Raw genomic sequence first — 12,709 nt, forward strand, 5'->3', positions numbered from 1 at the left:
CTCAGAGGCCTTCCGGAACCTCGAGCCCCGCATTGCGATGCGCTGCGACCAGCGTGTTGCGCAACAGGACCGCGATGGTCATTGGACCGACACCGCCCGGGACGGGCGTGATGGCACCGGCGCGCGCGCTCGCTTCCTCGAACGCGACATCGCCGACCAACCGGCCTTTGTCCGCGCCCGTTTCCGGGGCCAGACGGTTGATCCCGACATCGATCACCGTCGCCCCGTCCTTCAACCAGTCGGCGCGGACCATTTCCGGCCGACCGACGGCGGCGACGACGATATCCGCCCGGCGCACCACGTCCGGCAGGTTCTTCGTGCGGCTGTGTGCGATGGTGACAGTTGCGTTGGCATCGAGCAGCAGCTGCGCCATCGGCTTGCCCACGATATTCGACCGGCCGATCACAACCGCTTCCAGGCCCGACAGGTCGCCCAGCCGATCCGCCAGCAGCATCATGCAGCCCAGAGGCGTGCACGGGACGAAACCGCTGCGCCCGACCGACAGCTTGCCGGCATTGATGACGTGGAAACCGTCGACGTCCTTATCGGGCGCGATCGCTTCGATAATGGCCTGCTCGTCCAGGTGACCGGGCAGCGGCAGCTGGACCAGTATCCCGTCAACGGCCTCGTCTGCGTTCAGCCGTTCGACCAGCGCGAGCAGGTCCGCTTCGCTCGTATCGGCAGGCAGGCGGTGCTCGAAGCTTTCCATGTTGGCGGCAAGCGTCGCCTTGTTCTTGCTGCGCACATAGACGTCGCTTGCCGGGTCTTCCCCGACGAGCACGACGGCCAGTCCGGCTTTGCGCCCCGCCTGCGTCTCGAACTCCGCCGCGAGCGCGCCCACGCGCTCGCGCAGCCGGGCGGCGAACGCCTTTCCGTCGATCCGCTCGGCACTCATGCGTAGGCGAGGTTCTGCAGGATGATGATGAGCGCGTTGATCCCGAGCAGCAGGATCATCGGCGAAAAGTCGATCGCGCCCGTGTCCGGCATGATCCTGCGGATCGGGTTGAGCAGCGGCGAGAGCAGCGATTCGATCGAAGTGTAGACCTGCATCAGGAACATGTTGTCCCGACCCACGACATTGAAGGCGAACAGCAGTCCGATGACGAACCAGACGATGATGATCATGCTCAGCGCCTGGGCGAGCATGGCGAGGATCTGGACGAGGGCAATCATGGGTGGGCTTGCTTTCGGTTCGAGTGTGCAGGGTTCATCTATGATGCGACGCGCGGTGTATCAACTTTCTAATACGCTGGCGATCACCCCTTGCGGATCAGCGTGCCTGCCCCGCGAGCGGTGAAGAATTCGAGCAGCATGGCATGCGGCACGCGCCCATCGAGGACGACGGCCGCCTCGCACCCCGCCTCTACTGCTTCGACGCAGGTTTCCAGCTTCGGGATCATACCGCCGGAAATGACGCCGTCCTCGCGCAGGCCGGCAATGCGTTCCGGCGTGAGGTCGGTGATCAGGTTCTTCTCACCATCCAGCACGCCTTCGACGTCGGTCAGCAAGAACAGCCGCGCCGCGCCCAGCGCCGCGGCGACCGCACCTGCCATCGTGTCGGCATTGATGTTGTAGGTGTGGCCGTCCTCCCCGGCACCGATCGGCGCCACCACCGGAATCATGCCGGCGGCGATGGACGTCAGCAGGACCCCGGGATCGACGCGCGACGGACGCCCGACGAAACCGAGATCGACTACCTGTTCGATGAGGCTGTCCGGATCGCGCACGGTCCTTTCAAGCTTTGCCGCCGTCACCAGGCCGCCATCCTTGCCTGACAGGCCGATCGCCTTGCCGCCGGCATTGGCGATCCAGCCGACCAGTTGCTTGTTGATCGCGCCCGACAGGACCATCTCCGCGATCTCGGCCGTGGCCGCATCGGTCACGCGAAGGCCGTCCACGAACTTCGTCTCCACGCCCAGCTTCTGCAGCATGGCACCGATCTGCGGTCCGCCGCCATGGACCACCACCGGGTTGATGCCGACCGCCTTCAGCAGCACGATGTCCTCGGCGAAATCGCGCGCCGCGCGCTCGTCGCCCATCGCGTGGCCACCATATTTCACCACGAAGGTGCGGCCGGCGTAGCGCTGGAAATAGGGCAGCGCCTCGATCAGCGTTTCCGCCTTGCCGATCATCGCGTCCCTGTCCGTATCCGTCATCTCGCCTGCCGCCGCGTTGTTGTCGCCGCGCCTGTAGCGGGCACGGGGAAGGTAGGAAAGGCCGCGCTTCCTTTCGCCTTGCGGCTGGTCTATCCCTGCCGGGGGTTCAAGGAGGAGACGAGGATGTCAGAGTTCGACCGCGACGGTACGCCCGGAACGCCACCGCCACCGACGCAGGGCAGTTTCGACCTCAACTATCCGACGGTCATCAGCCTTCTCTACCTGTCCAGTTTCCTCGTCGGGATCACCGGTATCATCGGCGTCGTCCTCGCCTATGTGTGGAAGAACGAACCGCACGATCCATGGATGACCTCGCACTACACCTATCACATCCGCACCTTCTGGCTCGGTCTGGTGGGCATGGTGATCGGCTTCATCCTGACGATGGTCCTGATCGGCGTGCTGGTGCTCATGGCCGTGGCGGTGTGGACCATCATTCGCACCGTGCTCGCCATGCTGAAGGCGCAGCGGCGCGAGCCGATACCCGATCCGCAGACGCTTGGTTTCTAGGGTTCGCACCATCGACCAAGGGGAGTTTCGTTCATGGCCCAACTGTTTATCAAGTACCAGCTGGCCGACGGGGTAACGCGCGAGCAATTCGAGCAATGGGTGAAGGATGCCGACCAGCCGACGATGCGCGGCATCAGCCGGATCGAAAGCTTCGAGACCTATCGCGTCACCGGCCGGCTGATCGGTGAGGGCGAGCCGAGCGTGTCCTACGTGGAGCTGTTCGACATACCCGACATGGACGGTTTCACGTCCGAAGACATGGCGGGCGAGACGGTGCAGGGCATCATGGGCGAGTTCATGCAGTTGGTGCAGGATCCCGAGTTCCTGATCGCCGAGAAGGTCTGACATGCCCCCCACCTTCACTCGTGTTGCCGTGCTGGTCCTCGCCACGCTTGCGCTGGCGGGGTGTGCCTCGTTTCCCGACACGCCGGCACTGCCGGTCACGCAGGAGCGGTTCTGGTCCGCACTGGAGAGCCATTGCGGCAACGCCTATGCCGGCGAACTGGCGAGCGGGGATGCGCGCGATGCCGACTGGCAGGGGCAGGCGATGATCGCGCACTGGGCCGATTGCGAGCCGGACCGGATTTCCATCGCACTGCATGTGGAAGACGACGACGCGCCCGGCGGCTGGAACCGAAGCCGCACCTGGGTGGTCACGCGCACCGGCGAAGGGCTGCGGCTGAAACACGACCACCGGCAGGAGGACGGGTCGGAGGACGACGTGACGCAGTATGGCGGAGACACCCTTTCCGCCGGGACCGCGCGGATCCAGGACTTCCCGGTCGACGCGTTCTCGATCGCCCTGTTCGAGCGCGAGGGGCTGGACGTGTCCACCACCAATGTCTGGCGGATGGAAGTCGACCGGGCAGACGATGCGCGGCCCCGCTTCGCCTACCAGCTGACCCGCCGCAACGATCCCACGCGCCTGTTTCGGCTCGAATTCGACGCGGGCGACCCGGTCCCGCCGCCGCCGCCCGCCTGGGGGCACGAATAGCGCGCGACATGGACCGCCGAACCGGGTTCGAAAGCCGTGACCTTAGCCGGTCGCGGCACCGCCCGTTCGCGCCCTGTCGCACTGGCCCAGATGCTGGAGCAGGGCGTTATCGTCCTGTTTTCGCTGGATTTTGACCAGCCGCCCGCGCTCCATCACCACCTTCAGCAAGCCATGCGCGAAGCGATAGGAGGCGGGCAGCCCCGTGGCCTTTGCGGAAGTCAGGTCCACACCCGCATGTGACTTTCCCAGCGCCGCGTCCCACGCCGCCGCGAACCCGGCCGCGCCCGGCCTCCGCCTGAGGCGATAGGCGCTTTCCCGCCCCATGCAGACCAGCCGCGCCGCCGTGGCCACGCAGCCCGTCTGCGCCAGGTAACCGATGAAGGCCGCCTGCCGCTGGTGCGTCCAGCCATCGGCGCGCGCCTTTACCGGCACGGGATGGAAACAGGGCAGCCGGCGCATCGCGCGCCGACCGCCGGGCGATGGAGGGTAATAGAGCTTCATCGCACAGGATGGAGCAGAAAAATCCCGTGTAGGAAAACCTATTTTTTTGCGGCTGTTCTTCCGCTCCCGTTTCATTTACTTTTCCTACCTGAATAATCCCTATGACGTGCGGGAGCGGGGATCGGAAGTTACTGGATCGGGGGAGATTTCGAATGGCGTCGGAAAACGAAATGCCGGGCGGTGACCCCGGAGAAATGCGGGATGCGGAAGATCGCCGGGGGGAAGACCGGCGCAAGGACACCAAGCCCTATACCGGCCCGGAACGCCGCAAGCACGAACGCCGCAGCGTGGAAGACCCCGACGACTGATCGATTCCCGTAATCGCCGCGGGACACGGGCGCCACCGCCGCGCCCTCACGGCGCGAGGAACACCAGCAATCCGGCCGCCGCGGCGACCTGTAGGATGGCGATGGTGTGGAGCCTGCCCGAAAAGGGCTGCTTGCGCGTCTTGTGGCGGAACAGGGCGCGTCCGGCATAGGCACCCGCCGTGCCGCCGAGCGCGGCCACCGACAGCAGTTCTACCTCCGGCGTGCGCGAGGCACCGGCGACGGCGCGCATCTTGTCGAACCCGAACATCGAGAAGGCGATGAGGTTGATGACCGCCAGGTAGAGCGCGAGCATCGCCAGCGCGAATTCGAGCATGAAGCGGGTCCGATCGCCTAGCTGCCAGCGCCCCAACCGCCATCGGCGTCGGGGTCCGAAGCGGCGGGATCGTCCGCCCAGCCCGATCCATCGGACATTTCGCTGCTGACTTCGCGGAATTCACCGCCGGTACCGGGCGCCATATCGGGGTTGCAGCCCGCGGCCATCAGGTCCTTGTGCAGCTTGTTCACGGCGACGATCGCGCCCGGTCCGACATTGGTCGCCGCCATCTCGTCGCCCGGTTCGCCGTACAGGAGGCGGTCGCGCAAATCTTCGCATTCCGGGCCCCAGCCGCCGGCGATCATCTCGTCGAGTTCCCTTTGCAGCGCCATCTGGAACAGCCCCATGGTCACTCCGCTATCGGTAAAGGCCGGAGACACCTGGCTATCGGGAGCCGGGCCGCGTTCGATGTACGGCGTGATGCGCGTGCGTTTACCGCCGTCGACCGGTTCGAACATCGCGGTCATGGTCATGGCGACCTGCGAATTGCTGGTCACGATCCATTCGATCCGGTCCGCGCCGCGCTTCGTGCGGAATACGGGCATCACCCCGCCCGCCGCGTCCGCCGTGCTGCCCGGTTCTCCCGGCAATTCGCGAATATCGAGATCCGCTAGCTCGTCCATCAGGCGCGCGGGCGACCCGTCGACCACCTTGGGGAACTGGTCCGAACAACCGGCAAGCGCCACACAGGCGACGAGTGCGACAATGACGAGACTTCTCATGCGATGGCTCCGTTGGAGTTATGCTTATCGCCGCCGGGGTTCGCAGGCGATGCCGTCGCCGTCGCCATCCATTTCGGGACGGTAGCCGGGCTGGTGGCTGTAGAGCGGCGCGCGGCCGGCGGCGCGCACGGCCTTGCAACCGGAATAGTAGACGTTGCTCGCTGCCGCCGCCCTGCCCGGACGGGGTGCGGGGCGGGCATTGCTGACGGGCACGTCGCGCGGCATGGTCGTGTCGATCGGTCCGGCCTGGTGCGCGGCATCGCTTCCGGCGCCGGGCCGCGCCTCCGCATCGCGCTGCGCCTCTTCCGGATCGAAGTCCTTCACCCAGCTATTGCCGCCGGCAGGCGCGCTATCGCCCCCGGCCAACGGATCGCCGCCATCGGCCAGTGATTGCGAGGCCGCATCGCATCCCGCGAGGGACAGCGCGGCCAGGAAAGTGAGCGGCTTGGCCGGTCGAAGACGGAACTGCATCGCCACCGTGTAGCGCAACAGGGTTTCCAACCGGTTTCCGGGCGCCTCCCCATTACGGCCTCTCCCCGCCGCGACGGGCGATTGATCGCCCGCGCGATCGGTCCTAATCCGGCAGGGCAGTGCGCGCGACACGGTGAATCTCCCTGCCGTAGCCTTGGCCTGGCCCCGGTCCGGTCATGAGCGCCATGTGAGGGACTGCGGGAGTCCTCACCGCGCACTGCACCTATCTGTTCTCCCCTCCCGCTTGCGGGAGGGGTTGGGGGTGGGCAAGACCAGCGTATGCCCGCATGGAAACCACGCGACACAACCCGTGCCCGTGCACTGCGAAACGCCGCCACCCCGGCGGAACGGCTGCTGTGGCAACACCTCGCCCGTGGCCAGACCGGCGCGAAGTTCAGCCGCCAGATGCCCGTCGGCCCGTATCATGCCGATTTCCTGTGCCGGTCGCTCCGGCTGGTGGTGGAATGCGACGGCATCAGCCATGACCGCGAACCGGACCGGGACGCGCGCCGCGACGGATGGATGCGCGCGGAAGGTTACGCTGTGCTGCGCTTTACCAATGCCCAGGTGCTGGGGAACGTGGAGGGCGTGGTCATGGCGATCCGGGCGGAGGTTGCCCGCCTGCAATCTGTAGACTGACCCACCCCCGGCCCCTCCCGCAAGCGGGAGGGGAGAAGAAAGGGCTTTACGAATCCCCCACTAACAAGCGGGAGCTGAGTGGAAGAAGCGCAATGAGTCCCCCTCCCGCCTGCGGGAGGGGTTAGGGGTGGGCTCGCAACGCCTGATGAAAAACACCCCACTTCTCAATCCCCGATTAGCGAAAAATTGACCGGGCCGGGTGCATCGGGCGGGGATGGCGAAGCTGCGTCAGATCTGGCCTGTCAGGCCCCCGCCGCGGCGGTCGGGCTGGTTTCCGTTCGCGCTGGTGGCGGCGCCGCTGGCGGTGTTCTTCGCGATCCTGCTGGCGCCGACGATCGGCGGCGGCATTCCGCAATCGCAGGCGGGATCGGGCCAGAGAGCCGGCGCATCCGCCGCGGGCGCGGCCTCGCGCGATGCGGAGCAGGCGCTGTTCGGCATCTGCACCGGCGGGGCGCGGGTGACCTGCGTGGTTGACGGCGACACCATCTGGTATCGCGGTACCAAGATCCGCATCGCCGATATCGACACGCCGGAAGTCTCCCGCCCCGGTTGCCCGCACGAGGCGATGATGGGCGACCTGGCGACGCGGCGCCTGGTGGACCTCCTCAACGAAGGCCCCTTCACGCTCGAACCCAACCCGGACGGCAGCGCAACCGACCGCTACGGCCGCGACTTGCGCGTGGTCACACGCGACGGGCGCAGCCTGGGCGATACGCTGGTGGCCGAGGGGTTGGCAGGACAATGGGGTGCGGGGGAGGTGGCGTGGTGTTGAGGCTCGCTGGGCCTTGCCCGAACCCGGAGCGATCTCTATCGGCGCGTTTCCACAACCGCAGGAGGCGACCATGACCCAGTATCACGATCACGACGCGCTCCCGTCCTTTCGAGCGGACCTCGAAGCGGCGTAAGGGCTTCCCGAGCGAAACGCGCGTTAAGCGCGGTCGCCGGACCATCAAGGGCGGACAGATCGAACTGCTCGAGAAACTCGGGCGCGAAGATCCGTGCCCGTGCGGTTCGGGGAAGAGATTTCAAGCGATGCTGCATGAAATCGGGCCGGTTTCGACGGCGCCGAGCGGCGGGACTATTGGCGGTGAGAGATAGCGTCGCGCTATCTCTCACGCGTTCAGACTCTCACTCCGCCGCGACGCTCTCCGATGCGGCGTCGCCGAACAGGCCCGGGCCGTCGTCCTGGGCGCCGTCTTCCTCGTTGGCGGCCTGGCCTGCGCCCTTGCGCTTGTCGAAGGTGCTCCAGACGTCCTGCCAGTTGCCGCGCGTCGCGCCCTTGGAATATTCGGTGGCGCGGGTTTCGAAGAAGTTGGCGTGTTCCACCCCGTTCAGCAGCGGGGCGAGCCAGGGCAGCGGGTGATCGTCGATCATGTAGATCGCCGGCAGGCCCAGCTGCTGCAGGCGCCAGTCCGCGATGTAGCGGATATACTTCTTGATTTCCTTCGCCGTCATGCCGGGGACCGGGCCGTCCTCGAAAGCGAGGTCGATGAAGGCATCTTCGAGCCGCACCGTCTTCTGGCACATGTCGAGGATGTCTTCCTTGACCGCCTTGGTCAGGCAATCGCGTTCCTTGGTGAAGGCGTGGAACAGGCGGATGATGCCTTCGCAATGCAGCGATTCGTCGCGCACCGACCAGCTGACGATCTGGCCCATGCCCTTCATCTTGTTGAAGCGCGGGAAGTTCATCAGCATGGCGAAGCTGGCGAACAGCTGCAGCCCTTCGGTGAAGCCGCCGAACATGGCCAGCGTGCGGGCGATGTCCTCGTCATTGTCGACGCCGAATTCCTGAAGGTAGTCGTGCTTGTCCTTCATCTCCTCGTATTCGAGGAACATGCCGTATTCGCTTTCCGGCATGCCGATCGTGTCGAGCAGGTGCGAATAGGCCGCGATGTGGACCGTTTCCATGTTGGAGAAGGCGGCCAGCATCATCTTGATCTCGGTCGGCTTGAACACCCGGCCGTATTTCTCGTGATAGCAGTCCTGCACTTCCACGTCGGCCTGCGTGAAGAAGCGGAATATCTGCGTCAGCAGGTTGCGCTCGTGATCGGTGAGGTTCTGCGCCCAGTCGCGGCAATCCTCGCCCAGCGGCACTTCCTCGGGCATCCAGTGGATCTGCTGCTGGCGTTTCCAGAAGTCGTAGGCCCACGGATATTCGAAGGGCTTGTAGGTCTTGCGGGCTTCGAGAAGGGGCATCGTGTACGACTCCGGCTGGCATGTCTGGCGTGACGGCCTTTTGCAAGACCTAGTGGTTCCGGGCACCGGGGACCATCGACATCTGGTATGGCGAGCCCCCCGGCGCGAACATCCCATATAGTGAATCACGCTGCCAATTCGAAGGCAAGCACAATCGATTCGGCGGGGATAAGCGGTGGACCGTTTCCTGTACGGGCGGGACGAATGGCGGGAACAGGGCGCGCGCCGCCGCCGTTCCTTTTCCGACACGCGAAAAAGGAGAGCCCCCATGGGTGAGTACGAACCGAACGACAGCCGCAACGTGACCCAGAGCGACACGAGCGCCCCGGGCGAGCCCGAGCGTACCGGCCCTCGCGAAGGCGAAACGCGCGAGCGCAGCCAGGAACGGCAGGAAGAGGAACGCCGCCGCACCGCGGGCGTGGACGGCGAGCGCACGCCCGGACCCGCCGGCGAGGCGCCGGGCGAGCAGGCCGGCTATGGCAGCGGAGAAACTGCGGACGGCGCGCGCGAGGACGACATGGCCCGGCGAACCAGCGGCGGCTCCCAAAGCCAAGGCCAGTCGCAGGGCTGACGGGCCGGTGGTCCGATCCGTGGCTGGCGAGCGCCGAGCCGTGGAACGGGCCGCCCCGCTCGGCCGTTGGAAAGACATAACCAATCAGGAAAACGCCCGGCCTTCCGGGCAGAAAGACAGACTATGTTCGAGAAGATCCGCATCAAGGAACACATGGAAATCGCCGATGCCAGCGGCCAGCATGTCGGGACCGTCGACGAGGTCGATGGCGACAACATCAAGCTGACGAAGTCGGACAGCATGGACGATATGCACCACTTCATCGCCATGAGCGATGTCGAGAAGATCGACGAAAACCGCGTCGTCCTCAAGCAGGGCGCGCGCATCCCGGAAGGGCTCGGCAACAAGGCCAGCGCTTCGTAAGGCGACACACGAAATTCGCTCCGGTCCATGGACGGGAGCAAAGAGGAACCCGGCACTGCCACATGGCGCTGCCGGGTTCTCTTGTGTGAAATCCTAAATTTCTGGAGAGGATCGTCCTAGCTTAGAAAATTCCTCCAAAGATCTGAATTGCTAGAGACGCGACGGAGGATGATGATCCTGCGAGATTTATAAGGTCCACGTAAGCGGACCTATTTTTTGTTTTTGAGCCGCCCTGAGAGATCGCCTCAATCATCTTGAGGCAGGCGTTTTTATCGGACACGGAAAGGTTCGAGGCGTTGAGAGCAGTCTCAAACTCCTCTCGAATACGACTTCGAGCTTCCGGATTCACCGAATAGTGATCATTATTATCTACAACAGCATCTGAGAGAAACAATTTCGAATTAGATGCTTTAACACCAAAATCTTCATTATCTTTGATCGTGGCGCGATTGAAAGAGGCAAATGAATTCTTGAGGATGACACCACCACCCCGATTGCCCGTGATTTTCGCACCATCAGCGATCACATAGCAACCATCTTCGATGATCATACCAACCATTCTTTATTTCCTCTACTGGCAGCTCAGGCATTCCTCGTAATCGGTCTGCTCGCCGGCAGCGGCGCTCAGTTCGATCTTGGTCGCCTCGGCCGTGTTGTCGGCTTCCACGCCGCCGGCAAAGCCTGCCCGCTGCACCGATTTCGAGCGCAGGTAGTAGAGCGACTTGATGTTCTTCTCCCACGCCTGGAAGTGGAGCATCATCAGGTCCCACTTGTCGACGTCGGCCGGGATGAAGAGGTTGAGCGACTGCGCCTGGTCGATGAAGGGCGCGCGGTCGGCCGCGAATTCGAGCAGGTAGCGCTGGTCGATCTCGAAGCTGGTCTTGAAGACCGCCTTTTCCTCCGGCGTCAGGAAGTCGAGGTGCTGGACCGACCCCCCCTTCTCCAGGATGGAGTTCCAGACATTGGTGCTGTCCTTGGACTTCTTCGCCAGCACCTTTTCCAGATAGCGGTTCTTGACCACGAAGCTGCCCGACAACGTCTTGTGGGTGTAGATGTTGGCCGGGATCGGTTCGATGCAGGCGCTGGTGCCGCCGCAGATGATGCTGATGCTGGCCGTCGGCGCGATCGCGGTCTTGCAGGAGAAGCGCTCCATCGCGCCCATTTCCTCCGCATCCGGGCACGGCCCGCGCTCCTGCGCCAGCACCATGCTCGCCTCTTCCGCCTTGGCCGCGATGTGCTTGAACATTTTCAGGTTCCACACCTTGGCCATCGTGCCTTCCAGCGGCAGGTTCTTGGCCTGCAGGAAGGAGTGGAAGCCCATCACGCCCAGCCCCACGCTGCGTTCGCGCGCAGCGGAATACTTGGCGCGCGCCATCTCGTCCGGGGCACGGTCGATATAGTCCTGCAGCACGTTGTCGAGGAAGCGCATGATGTCCTCGATGAACTGCTTGTCCGTGTTCCACTCGTCCCAGGTTTCCAGGTTGAGCGAGGACAGGCAGCACACGGCCGTGCGATCGTTGCCGAGGTGGTCGATGCCCGTCGGCAGGGTGATTTCGGAACACAGGTTGGAGGTGGAAACCTTCAGGCCCAGGTCGCGATGATGCTTGGGCATCATGCGGTTCACCGTGTCGGAAAACACGATGTAGGGCTCGCCCGTGGCAAGGCGCGTTTCGACCAGCTTCTGGAACAGGCTGCGCGCGTCCACTTCGCCGCGCACGCTGCCGTCGCGCGGGCTCTTGAGCTCGAACTTCTCGCCCGCGCGCACCGCTTCCATGAATTCGTCGGTCAGCAGCACGCCGTGGTGCAGGTTCAGCGCCTTGCGATTGAAATCGCCCGACGGTTTGCGGATTTCGAGGAATTCCTCGATTTCCGGATGGCTGACGTCGATGTAGCAGGCGGCCGATCCGCGGCGCAAGCTGCCCTGGCTGATCGCCAGCGTCAGGCTGTCCATCACGCGTACGAAGGGGATGATGCCGCTGGTCTTGCCGTTGAGGCCGACCGGTTCGCCGATGCCGCGCACATTGCCCCAGTAGGTGCCGATGCCGCCGCCCTTGGAAGCCAGCCAGACGTTCTCGTTCCAGGTGCCGACAATGCCTTCCAGGCTGTCCTCGACACTGTTGAGATAGCAGCTGATCGGCAAGCCGCGCGTGGTGCCGCCATTGGACAGCACCGGCGTCGCGGGCATGAACCAGAGCCGGGAAATGTAATCGTACAGGCGCTGCGCATGCTCCGCATCGTCGGCGTAGGAATCGGCGACGCGCGCGAACAGGTCCTGGTAAGTTTCCTTCGGCAGCAGGTATCGGTCGCGCAGCGTTTCCTTGCCGAAATCAGTCAGCTTGTCGTCACGCGAGGGATCGGTCGTGATCGTGAAGCGGCGCGGCAGCACGGTCTTGCTGTCCGGCTTGGCCGCAACGGCCGCCTTCGCCACTTCCGCCATGGCGGATGCGGTCGCGGTGGTCAGCGCATCGGTGCCTTCGTCTGTCTTTTCCATGCTCACGGCAGCCTTGTCCTGCGATCCGGCGGTGGTGCGCGCGGGTCGTTCGGTTACATCGGTATCCGGCGTTTCCACATCCATCGCTGCGTCGTCTCCAGCCTTGAAATCCATTGCATGCCCCATCCAGACCAACGGGTGCGCACACCCGGGTGTTCCACATTCGTTCGACTCGCGGGTCGTGTCCCGTCCTAGCCGAAAACGTCCTGGCACCGATGCGAAATCGCTCCCCCGCCGGTCCCCCGTTGCGCCCACAGCCCTGTCCACACCTGCGGCCCCTTTCCCGTCGCGGCATCGCCGTCGGGCGAGTGGGGCAGCTAGGTCTTGTGGTGTTCGACCTCGACCAACCCCTAGATGATGAATCAGAGCGGACTCGCACGCAAGGGGTAAATGCAACGGAAACCATCCGGCGGAGCCTGTGCACAGGGGTGGTCTAATACCCTGATACACCGC

General features: G+C 64.5%; 19 protein-coding genes. 9 read left to right on the forward strand and 10 right to left on the reverse strand.

The window, feature by feature from the left end; all coding sequences use genetic code 11:
* Position 1: 1 nt before the first annotated feature.
* From folD to argB, 3 genes are all read right to left on the reverse strand, one after another.
* Complete coding sequence (gene folD / locus AB1K63_RS09840; protein WP_366959936.1) at positions 2-895, reverse strand: bifunctional methylenetetrahydrofolate dehydrogenase/methenyltetrahydrofolate cyclohydrolase FolD; 894 nt, start codon at positions 893-895, stop codon at positions 2-4.
* Complete coding sequence (locus AB1K63_RS09845; protein WP_366959938.1) at positions 892-1,173, reverse strand: YggT family protein; 282 nt, start codon at positions 1,171-1,173, stop codon at positions 892-894. Before AB1K63_RS09845 ends, folD begins: the two co-directional genes overlap by 4 nt.
* 83 nt (positions 1,174-1,256) lie before the next feature.
* Positions 1,257-2,156, reverse strand: a complete 900-nt coding sequence (gene argB / locus AB1K63_RS09850; RefSeq protein WP_366959939.1) for an acetylglutamate kinase — start codon at positions 2,154-2,156, stop codon at positions 1,257-1,259.
* A 123-nt stretch (positions 2,157-2,279) separates the two neighbouring features.
* On the opposite strand from argB, the gene AB1K63_RS09855 reads away from it, so the two are divergent.
* From AB1K63_RS09855 to AB1K63_RS09865, 3 genes are read left to right on the forward strand one after another with little or no spacing between them, the layout of a single operon-like run.
* Positions 2,280-2,666 carry a DUF4870 domain-containing protein gene (locus tag AB1K63_RS09855; protein ID WP_366959940.1) on the forward strand — a complete coding sequence of 129 codons (387 nt, stop codon included), beginning with the start codon at positions 2,280-2,282 and terminating at the stop codon, positions 2,664-2,666.
* A gap of 33 nt (positions 2,667-2,699) precedes the next feature.
* Complete coding sequence (locus tag AB1K63_RS09860) at positions 2,700-3,011, forward strand: hypothetical protein (protein ID WP_366959941.1); 312 nt, start codon at positions 2,700-2,702, stop codon at positions 3,009-3,011.
* 1 nt (position 3,012) lies between these two features.
* Positions 3,013-3,660 (forward strand): hypothetical protein, encoded by a 648-nt coding sequence (locus AB1K63_RS09865; RefSeq protein WP_366959942.1) that lies wholly within the window; start codon positions 3,013-3,015, stop codon positions 3,658-3,660.
* A 42-nt stretch (positions 3,661-3,702) separates the two neighbouring features.
* Here the strand turns inward: AB1K63_RS09865 and AB1K63_RS09870 are convergent, their stop codons facing one another.
* A complete protein-coding gene (locus tag AB1K63_RS09870; protein WP_366959944.1) occupies positions 3,703-4,161 on the reverse strand; it encodes a hypothetical protein in 459 nt (152 codons plus the stop codon).
* A gap of 152 nt (positions 4,162-4,313) precedes the next feature.
* Here AB1K63_RS09870 and AB1K63_RS09875 point away from each other — a divergent pair, with 152 nt between their 5' ends.
* Complete coding sequence (locus AB1K63_RS09875; protein ID WP_366959945.1) at positions 4,314-4,469, forward strand: hypothetical protein; 156 nt, start codon at positions 4,314-4,316, stop codon at positions 4,467-4,469.
* Positions 4,470-4,515: 46 nt separating this feature from the next.
* Here AB1K63_RS09875 and AB1K63_RS09880 read toward each other — a convergent pair whose 3' ends face one another.
* Genes AB1K63_RS09880 through AB1K63_RS09890 form a run of 3 tightly spaced genes read right to left on the reverse strand, consistent with a single transcriptional unit; the run spans position 4,516 to position 6,026 of the window.
* On the reverse strand, positions 4,516-4,803 hold the full coding sequence (locus tag AB1K63_RS09880) for a DUF1294 domain-containing protein (protein ID WP_366959946.1): 288 nt from the start codon (positions 4,801-4,803) through the stop codon (positions 4,516-4,518).
* Positions 4,804-4,820: 17 nt separating this feature from the next.
* A complete protein-coding gene (locus AB1K63_RS09885; RefSeq protein ID WP_366959947.1) occupies positions 4,821-5,525 on the reverse strand; it encodes a hypothetical protein in 705 nt (234 codons plus the stop codon).
* Positions 5,526-5,549: 24 nt separating this feature from the next.
* Entirely contained in the window at positions 5,550-6,026 is a 477-nt protein-coding gene (locus AB1K63_RS09890; protein WP_366959948.1) for an excalibur calcium-binding domain-containing protein, read from the reverse strand.
* Between the two features lie 249 nt (positions 6,027-6,275).
* On the opposite strand from AB1K63_RS09890, the gene AB1K63_RS09895 reads away from it, so the two are divergent.
* The 3 genes from AB1K63_RS09895 (at position 6,276) to AB1K63_RS09905 (ending at position 7,733) form a co-directional block, all read left to right on the forward strand.
* A complete protein-coding gene (locus AB1K63_RS09895; protein ID WP_366959949.1) occupies positions 6,276-6,635 on the forward strand; it encodes an endonuclease domain-containing protein in 360 nt (119 codons plus the stop codon).
* Between the two features lie 214 nt (positions 6,636-6,849).
* On the forward strand, positions 6,850-7,407 hold the full coding sequence (locus AB1K63_RS09900) for a thermonuclease family protein (RefSeq protein WP_366959950.1): 558 nt from the start codon (positions 6,850-6,852) through the stop codon (positions 7,405-7,407).
* Between the two features lie 197 nt (positions 7,408-7,604).
* Positions 7,605-7,733: an SEC-C metal-binding domain-containing protein gene (locus AB1K63_RS09905; protein ID WP_366960695.1), complete on the forward strand. Its 129-nt coding sequence runs from the start codon at positions 7,605-7,607 to the stop codon at positions 7,731-7,733.
* A gap of 30 nt (positions 7,734-7,763) precedes the next feature.
* Here AB1K63_RS09905 and AB1K63_RS09910 read toward each other — a convergent pair whose 3' ends face one another.
* Positions 7,764-8,831, reverse strand: a complete 1,068-nt coding sequence (locus tag AB1K63_RS09910; protein ID WP_366959951.1) for a ribonucleotide-diphosphate reductase subunit beta — start codon at positions 8,829-8,831, stop codon at positions 7,764-7,766.
* 268 nt (positions 8,832-9,099) lie between these two features.
* Here AB1K63_RS09910 and AB1K63_RS09915 point away from each other — a divergent pair, with 268 nt between their 5' ends.
* Together AB1K63_RS09915 and AB1K63_RS09920 are read left to right on the forward strand one after the other, a co-directional pair.
* Positions 9,100-9,402 (forward strand): hypothetical protein, encoded by a 303-nt coding sequence (locus tag AB1K63_RS09915; RefSeq protein ID WP_366959952.1) that lies wholly within the window; start codon positions 9,100-9,102, stop codon positions 9,400-9,402.
* Between the two features lie 123 nt (positions 9,403-9,525).
* Positions 9,526-9,765: a DUF2171 domain-containing protein gene (locus AB1K63_RS09920; RefSeq protein ID WP_366959953.1), complete on the forward strand. Its 240-nt coding sequence runs from the start codon at positions 9,526-9,528 to the stop codon at positions 9,763-9,765.
* 121 nt (positions 9,766-9,886) lie between these two features.
* On the opposite strand, the gene AB1K63_RS09925 is transcribed toward AB1K63_RS09920, so the two are convergent.
* Together AB1K63_RS09925 and AB1K63_RS09930 are read right to left on the reverse strand one after the other, a co-directional pair.
* Complete coding sequence (locus tag AB1K63_RS09925) at positions 9,887-10,324, reverse strand: hypothetical protein (RefSeq protein WP_366959955.1); 438 nt, start codon at positions 10,322-10,324, stop codon at positions 9,887-9,889.
* Between the two features lie 12 nt (positions 10,325-10,336).
* Positions 10,337-12,370 (reverse strand): ribonucleoside-diphosphate reductase subunit alpha, encoded by a 2,034-nt coding sequence (locus tag AB1K63_RS09930; protein WP_366959956.1) that lies wholly within the window; start codon positions 12,368-12,370, stop codon positions 10,337-10,339.
* Between the last annotated feature and the right edge of the window lie 339 nt (positions 12,371-12,709).

This window comes from Qipengyuania sp. JC766, assembly GCF_040717445.1.
Classification (GTDB): domain Bacteria; phylum Pseudomonadota; class Alphaproteobacteria; order Sphingomonadales; family Sphingomonadaceae; genus JC766.

Coding starts and splice junctions, on each gene's coding strand:
- folD (WP_366959936.1), bottom strand. CDS start 895: ATGAGTGCCGAGCGGATCGACGGAAAGGCGTTCGCCGCCCGGCTGCGC.
- AB1K63_RS09845 (WP_366959938.1), bottom strand. CDS start 1,173: ATGATTGCCCTCGTCCAGATCCTCGCCATGCTCGCCCAGGCGCTGAGC.
- argB (WP_366959939.1), bottom strand. CDS start 2,156: ATGACGGATACGGACAGGGACGCGATGATCGGCAAGGCGGAAACGCTG.
- AB1K63_RS09855 (WP_366959940.1), top strand. CDS start 2,280: ATGTCAGAGTTCGACCGCGACGGTACGCCCGGAACGCCACCGCCACCG.
- AB1K63_RS09860 (WP_366959941.1), top strand. CDS start 2,700: ATGGCCCAACTGTTTATCAAGTACCAGCTGGCCGACGGGGTAACGCGC.
- AB1K63_RS09865 (WP_366959942.1), top strand. CDS start 3,013: ATGCCCCCCACCTTCACTCGTGTTGCCGTGCTGGTCCTCGCCACGCTT.
- AB1K63_RS09870 (WP_366959944.1), bottom strand. CDS start 4,161: ATGAAGCTCTATTACCCTCCATCGCCCGGCGGTCGGCGCGCGATGCGC.
- AB1K63_RS09875 (WP_366959945.1), top strand. CDS start 4,314: ATGGCGTCGGAAAACGAAATGCCGGGCGGTGACCCCGGAGAAATGCGG.
- AB1K63_RS09880 (WP_366959946.1), bottom strand. CDS start 4,803: ATGCTCGAATTCGCGCTGGCGATGCTCGCGCTCTACCTGGCGGTCATC.
- AB1K63_RS09885 (WP_366959947.1), bottom strand. CDS start 5,525: ATGAGAAGTCTCGTCATTGTCGCACTCGTCGCCTGTGTGGCGCTTGCC.
- AB1K63_RS09895 (WP_366959949.1), top strand. CDS start 6,276: ATGCCCGCATGGAAACCACGCGACACAACCCGTGCCCGTGCACTGCGA.
- AB1K63_RS09900 (WP_366959950.1), top strand. CDS start 6,850: ATGGCGAAGCTGCGTCAGATCTGGCCTGTCAGGCCCCCGCCGCGGCGG.
- AB1K63_RS09910 (WP_366959951.1), bottom strand. CDS start 8,831: ATGCCCCTTCTCGAAGCCCGCAAGACCTACAAGCCCTTCGAATATCCG.
- AB1K63_RS09915 (WP_366959952.1), top strand. CDS start 9,100: ATGGGTGAGTACGAACCGAACGACAGCCGCAACGTGACCCAGAGCGAC.
- AB1K63_RS09920 (WP_366959953.1), top strand. CDS start 9,526: ATGTTCGAGAAGATCCGCATCAAGGAACACATGGAAATCGCCGATGCC.
- AB1K63_RS09925 (WP_366959955.1), bottom strand. CDS start 10,324: ATGGTTGGTATGATCATCGAAGATGGTTGCTATGTGATCGCTGATGGT.
- AB1K63_RS09930 (WP_366959956.1), bottom strand. CDS start 12,370: ATGGATTTCAAGGCTGGAGACGACGCAGCGATGGATGTGGAAACGCCG.